Genomic DNA, 16,369 nt, shown 5'->3' with positions numbered 1-16,369 from the left:
GGGCTCGCCGGGACCAACCTTCGTTGACGGACCGCGCCACTGGTCGCGTCGCAACTCAACGCTGGCAAGACTGCGGCTGCACGACCAACGCCACGGTTCCCGGACACGTTCTGCGCCAGCGATTCCCACTACCCCACTACATAGCCAAGTTGATCCAAGCAGTCATTCAACTGGGCTCACCGTGCGCCGTAACGCCAACAGCACTCTGCGCGTGGCATGGAGCGTCAGCGATCTCCGCGGGCAGGCCATGCCCAGACACGAGATGTGACCGACGCACTCGCGCCCCGCTGCCGCGAAGGCACTGACATCGCACTCGGCATGCCGAAACCCGCACATGAATCAACCCTGACGCCCCACCTAGCTGTGCCTGCGCGCAGTCGAGATGGCACTTGACGCTGTCTGAACGCCTGGATGATTCGCCGCTCACGCTTCCGCACTTCACTCCCCGCACCACCTGTCAATGAAACGTCTCCGCTGACGCTCCCCGCACCCCACAGCCCTCCACGGTCTGTGAGTTGCGGAGTGTGCCAGCTCCGTGCACACGGGGCCAACGGCCCCATCCGGCAAGAAGAGAGAACAAATCATGACCGATACAAAGATTGTTCTGGACGTCGAGACCGACCAGGAGATCATGGTCGCTCGCATCCTGAAGTCCCGTACATACAGCAGGTACAAGAGCTACGCCGACGACATCTTCACGTTGGCCGGACTCAGTGACCTCGTCCCGAACCCCAAGGCTCTTTATTCCGTTGACCTGACGGACCTCACTGCCAGCCTGCCGGAGCGCGCTGAGATCCGCGCCGATGCCCTGGGCAGCTCTGAGGAACCCGACCTCTACGAGATCGGACAGGGAATCGAGCGATTGGCAATCGAGCAGGTGTTCAAGTTCATCGCCTCGGTCCGCGACCGCACGGTCGCTTCCACGCGCGTCGAGGAGCAGTCCAAGGCCGTCGACGTCGATGCGCTCATCGCCGAGTGGGGTGACAGCCGCTCCCCGTTGCCGAAGGCTGGTTCCGAGGAAGTCGAGAAGTTCCGCCGCGATCTGGTCAGCACGATTCTCCAGTACGGCCAAGACCGGCGTCTCTGCAGCGAGGTGGAGGACTCGATCTCGGCGCTCGGCCTCGGCGACTATATGCCGCCCGCCACCAAAGAGATCACAGTGCCAGTTCCCGGATTCGATGAGGTCACCGTGGCGGTTGACCTCACCCGCGCTGGCAAGGTCACTGATGAGCGCCTCAGGGCCGCCGTCGCTGACCACATTGTCAGTGAGCTCGCAAAGCGCGGCGACCTGGTACCAGCAGACGCCAGCGACCTGGTCCCCGCAGATGCCACTGTCTGACAACCGGCGCGAACCGGTGCCCGCGTAGTCACTAGCGCGCACACGGTTCGATTCGGTTCAGCCGCTCCTGGATCGGACCACACGTGTGGCCCGATCCACCGCTGCGCATCGCAGATGTCATCGCCGCTCGATGATGATCGCGACCACAACGTGCACTTTCTTGGGACCAGCACCCCTTCTGCTCATCGGATGCGTCGGCTGCTGAAGGTCGCACCTGTGCAACGGCTCCGGAAACCAAATCACCCCTGCACCGAATCGATGGGCGAACCCGCCGCGCCAGCTGGCGAACTCGGCGGCCGCCAACCGGCGAGCGACCAACCTCTACGCCCTGCGTGGCCGCAAGCGAGTGGCCCGCAAACGGCGCGGTCGTTGCCGCATCGACCTTTCACCTCGCCACTACCAGCAACAGGAGGTCCCACCGTGCGGCCTGAACCCGACAAAGCGCCAACCACTCTGACGATCAAACCTGACCAATTGTCTTTCTCCACCGAGCAACGGCAGGCGTTGGAACAGCTCGGCTATCGTGATTTGCCCGAATCCCAGCTGGTCCTGTTCTTCCACGTGGCCAAACGCTCCGGACTCGACCCCTTCAGCAAACAGATCTACCTGAAAGCGGACCGGTACCAGCTAAAGGACCGGGATGAGTACTGGACCAACGACATCCGGTGGTCGATCGTCACAAGCATCGAGGGCTACCGCGCTATAGGACACCGCGCCGCCCGCCACTGCCGCGACACCATCAATATGCCCGAACCGCTCTGGTACGACGGAAACGAAAACCGTTGGGTCGAGGTCTGGGTTCCCCGCGACTTCCAACCTGCCGCCGCCAAGTACGCCATCACCATCCACCATGCCGACGGCCGAACCGCCCGATGCGTCGGCATCGCCCACTTTGAAGAGTTCGTCCAGCACAACAGCGAAGGCGGTCCGAACACTGTCTGGGCGCAAAGGCCCGCCCACCAAATCGCGAAATGTGCCGAAGCCCAGGCATGGCGCCACGCCTACCCAGCCGACTTCGCTGGAATCGAGCTGCAGGACACACTCCCTACCGGTCTTGATCTGACGGCCGAATCAGACCAAAACGGTAATGTCGCAGCATCTTTCAAGTCCGCTGCGAGGCTGCGAAGCTCCGCCCCTGATGAACTCACCGCCACCGCCCAGTCGCCAATGACGGCTCGGCGTGGTCCAGGTCGGGCCATCACCATCATCGATGAAGCGGCTTCGACGTCAAGCGATTACAAAGCGGCCGACACCGCGCGTGGCGCCATCACCAAGACGATGTCGATCAACCTCGACACGCTGCTACGTGACGCTGGGTACATCGATGCGGACTCCGACGAAGCCCTGGCATTCATTTCCAAGGTCATCGGCTGCGATATCGGCAAGACCAGCGAACTCACCCGCGACCAAGGCGCCCAGCTGATCGAGGCTTTGCAGCAGTCTGATCAGCGCAGTCCCGATGCCTCCGCAACTTCGCCTGCCCGCAGCGACTCGCGGCAACACGAACCAAGCCTCGCTGCGTAACTCGCAGTTCCGATAAGGGAAGCAGTGACGGTGAGCGGTATTTCTTCGATCAATTCGCCAGCGCGGCAGCCAGTTTCAGGGTTACGCACCAGATCCGGCCGGAGTTCGACATGGTGCTGGATCTTCGTAACGTCTCGGAGGACCACTGAGTCGGTACAAACCTCCCGGGTCGACGCGATGGACGCACACGCTCCGAGCACCTTAGCCGCCCGGTCCAACGCGTCGTTGACCGTAGCGGCCCGAAGCCCGACGAGCCCATCCATCGGGACTCTTCAGTAGGACGTGCCACGTCAGGCCCATTTCCCCCGCGCGGGTCTGGCCGCCGATCCGAACCTGGATCACGACGACCTGCTCGACACCCTGATCAAGGCGCGCGACGAGGACGGTGTCGCGCTCACCGATGTCCAGGTACACGACGAACTGATCAACTTCGATTGAAACTCGTTGTTCGACAACCCTATTCACCTGAACGAAAGATCCTCAATGCCTTTAGCCGACCCTTCTCACCCAGGTGTGCCCTCCTGCTTGCAGAACGCGCCCACCTACCGCGGTCTGGTAATCCCGTTTGTCACTGCTTGCCATATCAATCAACCCGTCTGGGGATATCAGGACCCAATCCGCTACCGGCTGGCCGCGGAGCTGGAACTGTGTCAGATCTGCGGCCGATCACTGCGGACAGAAGATCGTGTCGTCATCTACCTCAGGCCTTACGATCTGGATCTCCGGCTTGCTCCCGAACTGGGCATGCATCCGGCTTGCGCGGCCTACTCGCGCAAAGCGTGCCCCATGCTGGCGGGCAAAACCGACCACTACGCAACACGTTCTCAGCGCCGTCTTGGTCGGTGCAACGAACCCGGTTGCCACTGCCATGGCTGGGCTCCACTCAACGGCGCAGCGACCACCGACATTCGAAGTGGCATGCCGGCCGATGCCTGGTATGCGTACTGGCTCCCCGTCGAAAAATACTCCGTGTGCACTCTGGAGGCGAACGATTCACATCCGGCGATAACCGGTGTCGACCTCCGCGGCGTCAGCGCACTGAAGGTTCGCAAGATCCGCGACACCGCCGACCCCTCACAAGACCGCACCGGTCTGGAATGGCTCTCACTGATACACAAACTTCTCTGATCCGGGTTGACCATTGGTGGATTCCGTTCTGTGCCATGATGATCCGATGGCTGGGTCTGGGGGAGCTCCATCAGCGGCGGGTACACAAATTTGGAGCTGGCCATTCTGGCCGGTGAAGCCCGTTCACTCTTCCGCCAAGCCTCCACACTGACACAGATCGAACACCAGTTGTCGTCGCGGCCGCGCCGAACAGTCACGCGCACAACACATCTCCGGCGAGGCCAACCGGCTCACCCTCGAACGTCGGCACTGTTCTAAGCCCGCGGCACGCACGCTACCTCCATTGGCGTGACCATTGGCGTCACGACCACACCAGCAGTCCTCGCCGCATTAGCTCTTTCCGTGCGCATCCCCGACCACGGTCGCCGATCAAACAATCCGACCGGCCGCGTTGGACGTGCGCCTGCGTCGGAAACTCATACCTTAGAACCACTCCAGCCGTCGCGGGGCGCATGGGCTCCGCAGCATTACGCGTCCGCGGCCAGGGTGCCCGACCACCACTACTTCCGTCCGGTCGTCAGCATCCAGGAATTCCTCCGCCAAGGCGAGCTCGCCGTCGCAGCTGATCCCGCCTCAAACCTGACCTATCTGTCGCCTGCCAGCCTGGCAGCCGACAACCTATCGGATCGATGAGATCGACGGGATCTGTGGACCGAGGGGTTACGTTGCGGTTCAGGCCTCGTCCGCGCCTTCAGCCACAACCAGGACACGCCTACGTGTGATCGATCGGCCAGAAATGTGATCAGTGTTGGCCGAACGCGGCGCTACCGAACGCCGAGAATTCGGCTGTGGCCGCCACCTCGCCGCTCCCGGCGGACTGCCATCGCGCCCCATCCTCGCCTGCATCGTCGACTTCAGATCCTTCGTCGACCACGACCAGCACAGTTTCGGATCCTGGCGGATTGCTCTCTACTGCGACCGGCGAGTCATCTCCACCACCGTCGGCAACCCCTGTGGCAGCCTCACCATGTAATCGGCGATCCTCCGCCAGCAGTGAACGCACTCGTGCCGGGGCGATCTGTAGTATCGCGGCGATCTCGTCGACCTTGCATCCCTCGGCGCGGATCGCGGCTGCGGCCGCAGCTTGCATCCGTTCGTTCTCGCCGATCTTCTCCGCTATCTTCGCACGTGCTTGCTCTGCGCGCTTTTCCAGTGCTGCGAGCTCACCGTCTAGATCCTCTTTGGCGATCTCGATCGTTGCCCACGCGTCGGTAAAGGTCTTCTCCGCGTCATCAATACGACGCTGGCGCTCACGTGCCGCCGCCAGCCGCTCAACCCTGCGTGCCTTGCGCTGATCCAGTTGCTCGGCCACCGCGACGGGCCGCCGACGTCCAGCACGCCGCGGCTTTGCCTTGTCCTCCATGCAATTACTCCTGACTGACCAGATGTCTCTGCTGTCAGTCCCCTGCACACAGAGTACGACGCAACACAACCAAACCGGCCAACGAGCTTGGCGCGCGAGATCGCTACAATGAGTCCACCGGGCTGGAAAAGGGTTTCGCGACCTTGCGGCCGCCTGGTGCCGGCAGTCCTTGCCTGGAGCCGCCACCCCCCTGGCGACAGGTCCCCGGACCTCTGCGTGGCAGCGCGCAGGTGGGCCCTCTCAGTCAGGGCCCACCTGTTGCTTAGTGTCCGACGACCGAGTCCTGCTTCCCGTGCTACTGCGAGGCAGCACCCCCGTAGCGATATCCATCATTTGGCTGACGCAAAACACGCCAGGGATATTCAGCTCAGTCGCGTCCGAGTCCGCCAGAATCCGTGGTCGGATATCGGAGGTATTTCGCGGGTTTGTTGTGCCGACAGCTATTCGCAGGTGAAGCCGTGCAAGGTGATCCAGACGATCGCGATGGCGATGATCGAGCTCAGGATGTCGAGATATCCGGCTGGGGCAGAGCTATAGTTCAACAGCACCACAACCAGAGCGGGGTGTTGTCAAAAATGGTCAGCGAGACCTATTGCGGCACCGAGCACATAGAAGCGATACGGCCATCAGCGCCGAGCTGTGCTGTGCGTCTGAAGGCGAATGGTGGGACCCGCAAACAGCATTCGGTCATCGTGTCCAATTTCGGATTGGCCGTTTCGCCGACGAGGCCTCAGACGTGGGTATAGGCGGGATGTCGGCGATCACCCCCGCCGTTGTGAGGACCTCCAACCCCGCTCGATTCCGATCCTCAACCACCCAGGAGAGAAGGACAACATGTCTCATTGCTTTCATGAAGACGAGCTCGGCGAAGGGTGTGTGCGCAACCACCATCGCGATCCCTTCCATATCTACGTTCACCGCAGTGTCGGGCGATTCATTCTCACGGTCTGGCGTGAGCGGTCCACTCCGAATTCCACAGTTATTTCTCGCGACCGAGAAAACATTCTCAGCATCCGATTCGTACGCGACGAGGCTGCGCCGTACCGGTCCAAGTGCATTCACTGCCGCGGCGAAGTGTATTGGCAAGCCTGTCCAACTGGTGGTTGGTGGATCCATGACAACCATCCTGAGGACCACCATGACGCCGAAACCCGTATCCAAGTCCCCGAATTCATCGACGACTGGGCTACTGGGTGACCCGGTAGCGCTCCCAACGCCACGCCGCTCACTGCATACAGCCAACGACTCCGAACCTCCGGAAAGTTTACCGCCCCTCCATCGCTGAACTGTGCGGTGAACTGGTAGTCGATAGCGGGGACCCGCAGACGATATTCGGTCATGGTGCCCACTCTCCGATTGGCCGGTTCTCGGGTTAGGTCTCACAAGGGTGTGTCTTGCGGGACGGCCGCAACCCACGACATCGAGGACCGTCACGTCCGTAGCGGCTGTGAGCGCTATCGACTGCCCGATCCGACACTCTCTGGCTACTCCGTCACGAAGGCCTTCCTCGCAGGCCATCACACGGTGTCGGTGACACGCGCCGCCAACTTCCTATCCCAAGTGCATCAGACAACTTCTTCGGGCTGTCAATTTCCATCGGCGCGAACAGCTCTCACCGGGACATCTGAGCTGAATCTCGCTGCGCGGCAGCGCATGACATGTGACTTTCTGTCGCTTCAGCCGCGCCACGCCAACCATCGCGATCGTCTATGCCGCTGTAGTCCCCTGGTTGACGACGATTCACGCATACACGTTGGCCTTCACTTTCGGACCGATGATCTTCCTCGTCTTCGGCCTGTTCGCGCTACACGGCCGACAGCGGTGCCGCCGTTGTGATCGGCCCGCGCATCCCTCGGCACTACCGACGGGATCTGTTTAAATACGCAGCTACACACATGTTTTCGATGCCGTCGTGATTTACGTGCGTGCATGGGCACTGATCGCTGTCCTGCTCGCAATCCTCGTGGAACTGCTTTCCCCGACACCGTTCACCGCGCTGCCGTGGGTCATTAGCACCGCCGCTCTCATCACCGCTCTCAGCTGCGGCGCCGAGCGCTGGCACCGCCGACTGTGGTGCCCGCGATGCCGACCGGCCGCCGTCCTTCAGATCAACTCAACTGGTTCAGCGCCGTACCACCACCGGGCTCTCCCATAGCCGCTGCCCGCATCCGCCCTCTGTCAATGCCGTTGCTGCACAACAAGTCCAGATCAGGAGTTATCACGATGGCCAAACTCACCAGGCAAGCCGAACAGGCCCACCGCCAAGCGTGCCAACTCGTGAATTTGCACCGCGACCTCTCCGAAGACGAGAAGCAGTTCGTTCTCGATAACTATCAGGAATCGACCAATCCCGCTCAGGTGCTCGACGGCGCGTTCTTCACCCCGTCCAAGCTGGCACTCCATCTCGAAATGGAGGTCAGCGGGCCGCGGATCATCGACCTGTGCGCAGGAATCGGACACCTCGCGTTCGCCTGCCGCAACACCATCTGGGAAGAACACGGCGGCAAGCCGCAACGTCAGCTCGTTTGTGTCGAACGAAATCCCGACTTCGTTCAGGTTGGCCGCAAGATCGTCCCTGAGGCAATTTGGCGCTGCGCCGATGTTCTCACGCTTCGCCCGAACTTCCGGCCGTTCGACTGCGCGATCAGCAATCCACCCTACGGCCGCCACATTCGGCGCGCGACCGACGCACCGGGCTACGACGGTTCCCTGTTCGAGTATCACGTCATCACGGCCGCCGCGAGGCTGGCCAGATTCGGGACGTTCTTGGTTCCCCAGACTTCGGCGCCGTTCGACTTCAGCGGTGTCACGTTCCGCCGGGACAATCCGAGCTTGGACTACCACTACTTCACCCGAACCACCGGAATCGTCCTGGACGGCACGAGTACCGACACAACGTGTTTCGACGAACTGTGGCACCACCGGCCGCCCACTACCGAGATCGTCACCTGCGATTTCACCGCCTTACGCATCGCGGCATCAGCACGGCAACTCGTGGCAGCCGCGGCGTGACTCGGCCACCGGCCAGCAAACACCGTTTTGCGACCTGATGGATCGACATGAACCAGCAATAGAAAGGAAAGACGTGATCACGACCACCCCCACCAGGGTGGGCTCGAACTACCTATGCGATGTCTTCACCCCGGGCCTTGTCATCGAAGACGCACGCGAACACCTGATCGATCGTGGTGTCCAATTCGACACTTTGATCGGCACGGGACTCTCTGGCGCCCTGATTATTCCGCTGCTCGCCCACACCTTCGATGTCAGCTATCTCATCGTGCGTAAGACCTCACACGACAGCCACAGCGACAGCCCCGCCGAAGGGTATCTCGGGCAGCAATGGCTGTTCGTCGACGACTTCCTCAACACCGGCCAGACGCTGCGAAAGGTCCACGAGACAACCACGGACCTGGCCAAGGCGAACGGTCTGGCGACCCGATTCGTCGGCGGCTACTTTTACGAACGCAGTCAACGCTCCCAGCCGTTCATTCCGGCCTTCGCCCTGCAACACCGATGCGACATGGCGGCGTCAGGCCGTGAGTGCAGTCCTCTCCGGCGCCATCGGAACGCTCGCGTTGCCGTCACCGGACGCCCGAGTCTCTGCTTGGTCTCGTAGCCGCCAGCATCACGCAACCGCGCCAACAGCGACGCGACCAGCGTCGCAACCTCAGCGATCTGAGCCGTGTCGGATTCCTTGCGGCGCAAGGCCTCTCGGTGGCCCCCCTTGTTCATGGCCACCGAGACTCCCGCCTGCCCGTCACAAATCGGGCACCAGGAGAAGCCCTGTGCGCTTGTCTGTCACAGGCGCGCCTCTCCAGCGCCGTACTGCATCTGAATTATGTTCTGAGAGAAGGAAATTGATGAATTCGGACGACCGCTCCGGCGGAGAAAGAGCCGAGCGCAAACGTCTGCAGATGGTGGTCTTGCGCGGCCTCATCGGCAGCGGCAAATCGACGCTAGCCGCTAGCCTTGCCGCCGCATCTCCCAACACCGGCATCGTGTGCCGAGACACCATCCGCGAACAGGTATTCCATCGACAGGGGCTCCTCGAACCCGCCGAGGAAGACGCCGTCAGCGACCTCGAAATGCAGCAGGTCATCGAATTCCTCGACCACGGCTTCCACGTGATCATCGACGCTACCCACCTCAAGCCCGAACACGTGCTGCGCTGGAAAGCTCTGGCCGAGGCGCGCGATGTCGACTTCAACCTGATCGATGTGATCACGCCGGAGGACATCTGTGTCGCCAACGTCCAGCGCCGCACGGCATCCGGCGGGCGCCCAGTCCCCAAACACATCATCCGGGCCACCGCGCGCCAACATCCACCCGAAACCTGGGATCCCCCCGCGACGATCCGATACAAGCCACAGATCCCAGTAGCCCGACGCCACCGCCGGCCCAGGAGACGCCAAAAGGCGTCATGAGCAAGTTCCTGGACCAGCACATCAAAGCTATCCCGCTCATCCGTGCCCAGTTGGCGCTAACCCGTCCGAAGACAGTGAGAAAAGCGATGCTCAACGCCTCTGTGAAGGCGCTACCCCGCCGCGCCGGCGTTCGGCTCGACAAAAAGGATGCCGCCAGACGCCGACTGGGCCTGCGCATCGCGTGCCCTTATGAGAAGTGCCGCGCACCACGCCGACATCCGTGTATCCGTACAGACGTCTCTGGCCAGCAACACGAGACCCGCCTGCTACACGAGATCCGCAACCTGACCGCCGAACGCAACCTCTCGACCACGCCCCTACCATCCGAAACCGAAGGTTCTGCGAATCGACAGAAACTACCGGGCGCCGCAGCAGCTGCTGGACCGTCTCGTCATCGACGGTGCACTGCTCGATCGCTCGGGAAAGAAGTCGACCACCTCGCCCGTCATTGCAGAAATGTTCGTCGAATAGTCATGCGCATGCGCGACAAGGCAATTGCCGACTACCCGTGCAACAGGCCAGGTGCTCGGCTAAGCAGGTCCACCGAGATCGGCCAGGAGTGTTGGCTGTGAAGCGAATCGTGCAGATGTCGGGCGGCATCGGATCTTTCGCCGCCGCGACTCGCGTCGCGCAGCGGTACGGCACCAGCGACATGGTGTTGCTGTTCGCGGATACTCTTGCCGAAGACGAGGATTTATACCGGTTTCTCTCCGATGCCGTGGCCTACCTGGGTATGCCGTTGGTGCGGGTCTGTGACGGGCGCACGCCGTGGGAAGTGTTCGCCGACGTACGGTTCATCGGGAACTCAAGGCTGGCCCCGTGTTCGAAGTGGCTCAAGCAGATCCCGTGTCGCCGGTGGTTGGAACAAAACTGCGATCCGGCTGACACCGTCCTATATGTCGGGCTCGACTGGGCTGAGCGGCGTCGTGAACCCGGCGTGGTGCACGGGTGGACGCCATGGCGAGTCGAGTTCCCGATGGCCGAGGCCCCGTACCTGACCAAAGAGCAAATGCTCGACGACTGCCGGGCTCGCGGGCTCATGCCGCCGAGACTCTACGAACTTGGCTACCGCCACAACAACTGCGGCGGTGTATGTGTCCGCGCCGGTCAGGCGCAGTGGCGGCGCACCCTGCGTGTGTTCCCCGACCGATTCGCAGAGGCAGAACGACGAGAGGCCCAGTTGCGTGAACTGCTCGGCGACCGGTCGATCCTCGTCGAACAACGCCAGGGCGTGAAATATCCACTGCCCCTGTCGGAATTGCGGCGGCGCTCCGATAAGCCACCGTCACCGCCCTGCTCCACCGATATCGTGACCGACCGCTGCGCGTAGCTGCGTACTGATCCCACCGCTCGCCGCCTCGGTTCCCCAACCGAGCAGGGGCCGGGTTTGGCCCTTAGATCGCGCTGTCTCAGGGGCGGTCAGCACCGAAGTGACGCTGAAAGGCCATCACCAGCGTACTCGGTACTAATCGGATCTACGGCCCGATGCCTCAACGCCGGACGTCGATGCCGTTGGACGGCGCGCCACTGTCGCCGCTCCACGACAACCCCTTTGCCTGAGCGGCGCTGTCTCCCGATCGCCAGCGCGGCTCTCGACCCCAACTATCCCGAGGAGCCGTGATGCTTGTCATCAACGACACCACCACGAGCACGCATAGTGAATCGCGCGTGGCGTATTGGCTGCGTGGCTGGACTGGCGCCTACTTCATGTCCGGAGTGGCGATCGCGAACTACCGCATTCCCAACCTGCACACCTCTCGCAGCCAGCAAGCCGACTTCATCATCCTCACCCCCCAGACGGTCACGGTCGTCGAGGTGAAAGGAACTCACCCCACGCTCACCTCCGGCGTCCTCACCGCCGAGGATAACGGCCCCTGGCATCACAGCGAATCCGACGTCGAACCGGTCCACACCCTCGAGCGTGACACCAACCCGATCAACCAGGTCCTCAGAGCCGCCTTCCTGTTCAAAGCCTTAGCGGGCAAACACAATCCCGGCGCGTTCGTCGGCGCGGTCGTGGCGATCGTGCCCCCGTACCGGTCGACACTGACGTTGCGGGTCGATGCGATGCCAACCGGCTGCGATGTCGTGCTCGGCAACAAAGGGCTCCGCGCCCATTTCCACAAAACGGGCCACGAACCCCCCGTCTGGACAGCCGAACAGGCATATTCCCTACTCAACGCAATGAACCTCGGCCACCTTCTCACCATCGCCGACCTGACCTCCGAAGGCTTCCCCACCCTCGACGCCGTAACCTCCACCTGGACGCCACCACCTCAGGCCACCGCATCGACGCCCAGGCCCGGCCGCGCTCGCCGATCCGTCCCACTTCGCACCCGCCACGACAGGCCCGTAACCGAGTTCTCACCGACATCGGCAACTCGTCGAATCAGTGTGTCTCCCAATAAATCCCATGCTGCGGTCGCCTCGACTCCACGTCACGTCCGCTCCACGCCGTCGCGCGGGCACCGCCTGCAGCAGGCGGCGGCCATCCTTGTCATCGCCGCGGTCGCGGCCGCGACCTGGTGGCTCGTCGACCACTTCAACCCGGCTCCGGTGCCCACCCCCATCCCGGACAAGCCGACACACTCCACCATTCACAACCCCGTTGCAATACCAGGCTCCGACACCGCTACGCGCTGAGTACGAGCACCTCCGCAAGCATGCCTACGCCTGCCGATTCTGGTCGGCGACCATGGTCCGATTCCGACGTCGATCCGACCAACCAAATGCCAACAGCGCGGAAAGTGTTGTTACCCAATGCAACTGGGATATGCCATAGACGCCTTCCAAATCGTGAACACAGCGCAAGCCGGGATAGCACGCATGCATGAACCCGGCGCTCGTTGTTGATCCGGCAGGCCCAACGTCCGATTCCGAGCGTACGGAGCGACTAACCCAGACTCGATCTCGAAAGGCACCCCACCATGCTGGTTTTCGAACAGATAGCTCCCGGCTATCTCGAGACTCCGACCCGGGGAGCCTGGGGTCCACGGTCGCCATTCGCGGCTATCAGGAATGCCAGCAAGGCCGACGATGAGTACTGCATTTTACTGATCAACGATGATGCTTCCGCACTCGATATCCCATCGGTGGTGTTCGAGACCGTCACAGCAGCCCAGCGAGCAGCCAATGTCGTCTATCAATTGTCAGCGGCCGCGATGACCAAGTTACGCACCATCGTCGCCGACCACCTGGCCGCCAGTTACCAGAACATCCTGCCGCACGAACAGCATCTCTGCCAGCGGTTTGCCAGCGACAGCCCGTCCGCGACCATTGCTGGCTACGCGATCAAACAACGTCTGTTGTAGCAAACCGCGAAAAGGCCACGCCCGATTCGGATTTCCGGTATTACACACGGTAACCGGCGTCGTGGCACGGTAGCCAAACAGAGGAACAGCGTTAGAGCTGCCGCGACAAACCGCGGTCCACAACAAACTCAGCTCCCGCGTCGATCATTTCCCAGCCAGGTGACGTCCACCCCTGCCGACTCGCGCGTCGCACTCACCACCTACACCCAAAACTGGCCCGCGAGATCTGGCGTGGTCGGCAGACTCGGCGTGGACCGAAACACGGTGATGCGCCCGGCTTCGGAATTCCCACCACGTCGCCCGCCAGCCGACATGCATTTCACCGCAGGGCTTTTCGGCTGGCAGCCATCGCGGCGTCGATCGCATTCGCGCAGTCGCTTGTCCCAACAATTCCTCGCCAGGAGAGCTACTCATGTCCGATACTCCACTATCGAATCCTTCGACCGTCCCCCCTCACACCGCACCAGTCGATGACCAGGGTCTGCGCCGTCTGGCATGGGCGATGCTCTCGCGCGTCGCGATGGGGCCTTCACCGTCGCTGCTTACCGCGATCTGCCAGTTCGGTCCCGAAGCAACCGCGTCCGCCGTGCTTTCCCGTAGTCCCCTGCTCGGCTTGCCCCAGGTAGCCTTCGACCGCGCCTCGGTTGCCCAAGCACGAGGATCTCACGACCGCGGACAAACTCGGTGGACGATTGGTGACACCCGATGACCATGAATGGCCGCACGAACTGATGCAGGTTTTCACCCCCTCCGCCCACGACCGGCAGCCACGACCAGCTGCACCGTTGGCATTGTGGGTGCGCGGACCTGCGTCCCTTCGCCAGACCGCCTCCCGCGCAATCGCAATCGTCGGCGCTCGCGCGTGCAGTTCCGACGGAGCCGAAAGCGCCAGGCGGATCGCCGCGGACCTGGTGTCCGCGGGGGTGGACAGTCACCTCTGGCGGTGCCCTGGGCATTGACGCCGCTGCCCATCGAGGCGCGCTCGATGCCCGGGGCTCGACCATTGCGATTTTGCCGTGTGGCATCGATAATTTTCATCCCCACCAACATCGGGCGCTCTTCGCCGAGATCGAACAATCAGGACTGCTCGTCAGCGAGTACCCGCCTCAGGTCAACAGTATTCGGGACCGCCTTCTCGACCGCAACCGCCTGACCGCGGCACTTACCACCGCAGTAGCCGTCGTGGAAGCCGGTATCCGGAGCGGCACAGGAAATACCGTCCGCACCGCACGCAAACTGCACCGGCCGGTATTCGCCCTCGCCAGCGACCAGGACCTGCCGACCACACGAGGATGTCGCGAATGGATCGACAACGGGGTCGCCACGCCGATCAGCGCTGCACATGACATCCTCAAATCCCTTCCATCCGAATCGACTTCGCCCTCCGCCATCGCTGATCCAGCGGCGCTGCCGACTACCTGATCAACCGCAGAACGGCGACCCGCGGCAGATGGCGATGTCAGTCACCAGCCGCCGGTCACCCTGCCTGGCAACTGAGCGCGTACCGAGATCCGATCCACCGATCGGGCTGGTATCAGCAGTCATGAAGAGTCACTGGCCTGTTTGTAGTTGCTGACCGCGGTCCCGTCGCGCGCGCCCTGCCGACCAATGGCCAGTAGCACGAATTAGCGAACGTACCAACAGAACTCAGCTCAACAGCGCTGCCCAGTCCAGCGACGAACCAGCCTCCGCACTTCCTCGTTACTCGGGTCCCATGTGTGACCGCTACCAGCGGGTTCGGCGACCAACTCATCAAGTTATGAAGCAAGGAAAGGGAGTTGAATAGCCGACGCAGTACACCGCGCCGATATCAACTCCGTCGCAGCCGAACTCGGTAAACGGAATCTCGCCATCGCCGAGACCGATGCCAACGGGCATCGACCCATACGGGGGTAGTGGCTTCCTGCGTGCGCGACGTGTTCGAAGGCGGTCGAGACCGTTGTGTACAACGACGGCGAACATCCTCAATCGCAGCCGCTGCGGTACCACAACGCCACCAACACCGATGACATCCTTGTTCAACTCGAACGAGCACTGTTGTCGTAGTCCGGCAGTGTCCCCAAATCGACAAATCCGCAGTCGATTTCAACCAAATGTGACCTGTGGGCCGCTGGCGGACCTCATATCCGCGCCTGAACACATCACACCGAATCGGCCCTGTGGTGGTTCACGCCACTGCGGCCGCCAACTCGACGTCCACCTCACCCTTCCATCCTGAAAGGTGCTCCACCGATGCTCGTTTTCGATGAGAAGACCAACGACTACCGAGAATCAATTACCCCAAGCCGACACAACAGCGACTTTCCGTTTGCCGCCATCCAAACCATCAAAGATCCCCGATGCAGCTACTCCACACTGCTCATCAACGACGATCCGGCAACCGCGCAGATCCCTCTGCCCGCGTTCCTGACTGTCGATGACGCCCATCACGCCGCCAACGTCGTATACCTGCTGGCGGACGAAGGAATGGCGGACTTGCGCGCTGCGGTCGCCGAGCACCTCGACAGCGAGTCCCCACACGCCTCGCCTACCGAGCGTGAAACCAACCGCCGATTCGCAGCCACCGGCGCTTCGGCACTCGTGGCCGGGTACGCCATCACGAACGGCCTCATTTAGCCCGTTCGTGTTCAGACCACATTGCAGCAGCCCCGCTCCGGGCGCTCAAGGGTGCGTCCCTGCCCGGTCAGCTCAACTCCACGCTCATCGGGAGTTCGATTCCGGCTGGCCAACTCCACCCGACCAACGCCACCGGTGGGAGGGACGCGCGCAGACCAACTTTTTCACGACCACGGAGCGATCCGCTCACTGCCAGCTTCTCTGCCTGCGGTGTCGACTCGGCGAGTGAGGTGACGTCCATCCGACGTCGTTTCACTCGTCGATTCGAACGAATTGACTGTCATTGCTCAGCATCCAAGGGACACCAACATGACCACACCGATTAGCCCTTCCTCCTACAGCGCTCATTTCCACGCCATGGTGGCTCGCAAGGAGGCGCTCGTCTCCTCCTACACTGCGCACATCCATGCGCTGGTGGAACGTAAGGATGCGATTGTCATCGGCGGCCTCGCGGGCTCGCACGCCGTCCTCGCCGCGGCACACGTGTCCTTGCTCTACGGAGCGATCGCATGCCTGTACCTCCTGGAAGCAACTTTCCACGACGCACGCAAATAGTGCCGTGGGGGGGGGGGGGGGGGGGGTGATCACCAACCACCACAACAAAAAACCACAACAAACCCCCACCACCCACCCACCCACCCCCCCCAACCACCCCCCCCCC

Annotated in this window: 14 protein-coding genes and 1 pseudogene; 14 read left to right on the top strand and 1 reads right to left on the bottom strand. The window is 62.2% G+C overall.

Annotation, left to right across the window (positions count from 1 at the left end; genetic code table 11):
• Positions 1-583 precede the first annotated feature (583 nt).
• From ACFYOW_RS46215 to ACFYOW_RS46200, 4 genes are all read left to right on the top strand, one after another.
• Positions 584-1,339, top strand: a complete 756-nt coding sequence (locus ACFYOW_RS46215) for a hypothetical protein (protein WP_387297981.1) — start codon at positions 584-586, stop codon at positions 1,337-1,339.
• A gap of 420 nt (positions 1,340-1,759) precedes the next feature.
• The gene (locus ACFYOW_RS46210; protein WP_387297979.1) at positions 1,760-2,863 is read left to right on the top strand and encodes a recombinase RecT; all 1,104 of its coding nucleotides are present in this window, start codon (positions 1,760-1,762) and stop codon (positions 2,861-2,863) included.
• A 282-nt stretch (positions 2,864-3,145) separates the two neighbouring features.
• A complete protein-coding gene (locus tag ACFYOW_RS46205) occupies positions 3,146-3,301 on the top strand; it encodes a hypothetical protein (RefSeq protein ID WP_387297977.1) in 156 nt (51 codons plus the stop codon).
• An 87-nt stretch (positions 3,302-3,388) separates the two neighbouring features.
• Positions 3,389-3,991, top strand: a complete 603-nt coding sequence (locus tag ACFYOW_RS46200) for a hypothetical protein (RefSeq protein WP_387297975.1) — start codon at positions 3,389-3,391, stop codon at positions 3,989-3,991.
• Between the two features lie 742 nt (positions 3,992-4,733).
• Here the strand turns inward: ACFYOW_RS46200 and ACFYOW_RS46195 are convergent.
• The gene (locus ACFYOW_RS46195; RefSeq protein ID WP_387297973.1) at positions 4,734-5,303 is read right to left on the bottom strand and encodes a hypothetical protein; all 570 of its coding nucleotides are present in this window, start codon (positions 5,301-5,303) and stop codon (positions 4,734-4,736) included.
• A 2,274-nt stretch (positions 5,304-7,577) separates the two neighbouring features.
• Between ACFYOW_RS46195 and ACFYOW_RS46190 the strand changes: the two genes are divergently transcribed.
• The 10 genes and pseudogenes from ACFYOW_RS46190 to ACFYOW_RS46145 all read left to right on the top strand — a co-directional run bounded on the left by ACFYOW_RS46190 (position 7,578) and on the right by ACFYOW_RS46145 (position 16,263).
• A complete protein-coding gene (locus tag ACFYOW_RS46190) occupies positions 7,578-8,366 on the top strand; it encodes a methyltransferase (protein ID WP_387297971.1) in 789 nt (262 codons plus the stop codon).
• Positions 8,367-8,439: 73 nt separating this feature from the next.
• Positions 8,440-8,973, top strand: a complete 534-nt coding sequence (locus ACFYOW_RS46185) for a hypothetical protein (protein ID WP_387297969.1) — start codon at positions 8,440-8,442, stop codon at positions 8,971-8,973.
• Positions 8,974-9,142: 169 nt separating this feature from the next.
• Positions 9,143-9,781 (top strand): AAA family ATPase, encoded by a 639-nt coding sequence (locus ACFYOW_RS46180; RefSeq protein ID WP_387297967.1) that lies wholly within the window; start codon positions 9,143-9,145, stop codon positions 9,779-9,781.
• Positions 9,782-10,349: 568 nt separating this feature from the next.
• Complete coding sequence (locus ACFYOW_RS46175; protein WP_387297965.1) at positions 10,350-11,111, top strand: hypothetical protein; 762 nt, start codon at positions 10,350-10,352, stop codon at positions 11,109-11,111.
• A 290-nt stretch (positions 11,112-11,401) separates the two neighbouring features.
• Positions 11,402-12,424 (top strand): nuclease-related domain-containing protein, encoded by a 1,023-nt coding sequence (locus ACFYOW_RS46170; RefSeq protein WP_387297963.1) that lies wholly within the window; start codon positions 11,402-11,404, stop codon positions 12,422-12,424.
• A gap of 284 nt (positions 12,425-12,708) precedes the next feature.
• On the top strand, positions 12,709-13,092 hold the full coding sequence (locus ACFYOW_RS46165; protein ID WP_387297961.1) for a hypothetical protein: 384 nt from the start codon (positions 12,709-12,711) through the stop codon (positions 13,090-13,092).
• Positions 13,093-13,736: 644 nt separating this feature from the next.
• Positions 13,737-14,006: pseudogene (locus tag ACFYOW_RS46160) on the top strand (DNA-processing protein DprA); the annotation flags it as partial.
• Positions 13,900-14,514, top strand: coding sequence for a DNA-processing protein DprA (locus ACFYOW_RS46155; protein WP_387298020.1), 615 nt, complete (start codon positions 13,900-13,902; stop codon positions 14,512-14,514). The pseudogene ACFYOW_RS46160 and the gene ACFYOW_RS46155, both read left to right, overlap by 107 nt.
• Before the next feature lie 810 nt (positions 14,515-15,324).
• Positions 15,325-15,708 (top strand): hypothetical protein, encoded by a 384-nt coding sequence (locus ACFYOW_RS46150; RefSeq protein ID WP_387297959.1) that lies wholly within the window; start codon positions 15,325-15,327, stop codon positions 15,706-15,708.
• Positions 15,709-16,017: 309 nt separating this feature from the next.
• Positions 16,018-16,263, top strand: coding sequence for a hypothetical protein (locus tag ACFYOW_RS46145; protein ID WP_387297957.1), 246 nt, complete (start codon positions 16,018-16,020; stop codon positions 16,261-16,263).
• Positions 16,264-16,369: the final 106 nt, after the last annotated feature.

The sequence above is a fragment of the Nocardia sp. NPDC006982 genome, from assembly GCF_042869435.1.
Classification (GTDB): domain Bacteria; phylum Actinomycetota; class Actinomycetes; order Mycobacteriales; family Mycobacteriaceae; genus Nocardia.
This window is presented reverse-complemented; position numbering and strand designations above follow the sequence as displayed.

Coding starts and splice junctions, on each gene's coding strand:
- ACFYOW_RS46150 (WP_387297959.1), top strand. CDS start 15,325: ATGCTCGTTTTCGATGAGAAGACCAACGACTACCGAGAATCAATTACC.
- ACFYOW_RS46190 (WP_387297971.1), top strand. CDS start 7,578: ATGGCCAAACTCACCAGGCAAGCCGAACAGGCCCACCGCCAAGCGTGC.
- ACFYOW_RS46145 (WP_387297957.1), top strand. CDS start 16,018: ATGACCACACCGATTAGCCCTTCCTCCTACAGCGCTCATTTCCACGCC.
- ACFYOW_RS46215 (WP_387297981.1), top strand. CDS start 584: ATGACCGATACAAAGATTGTTCTGGACGTCGAGACCGACCAGGAGATC.
- ACFYOW_RS46165 (WP_387297961.1), top strand. CDS start 12,709: ATGCTGGTTTTCGAACAGATAGCTCCCGGCTATCTCGAGACTCCGACC.
- ACFYOW_RS46170 (WP_387297963.1), top strand. CDS start 11,402: ATGCTTGTCATCAACGACACCACCACGAGCACGCATAGTGAATCGCGC.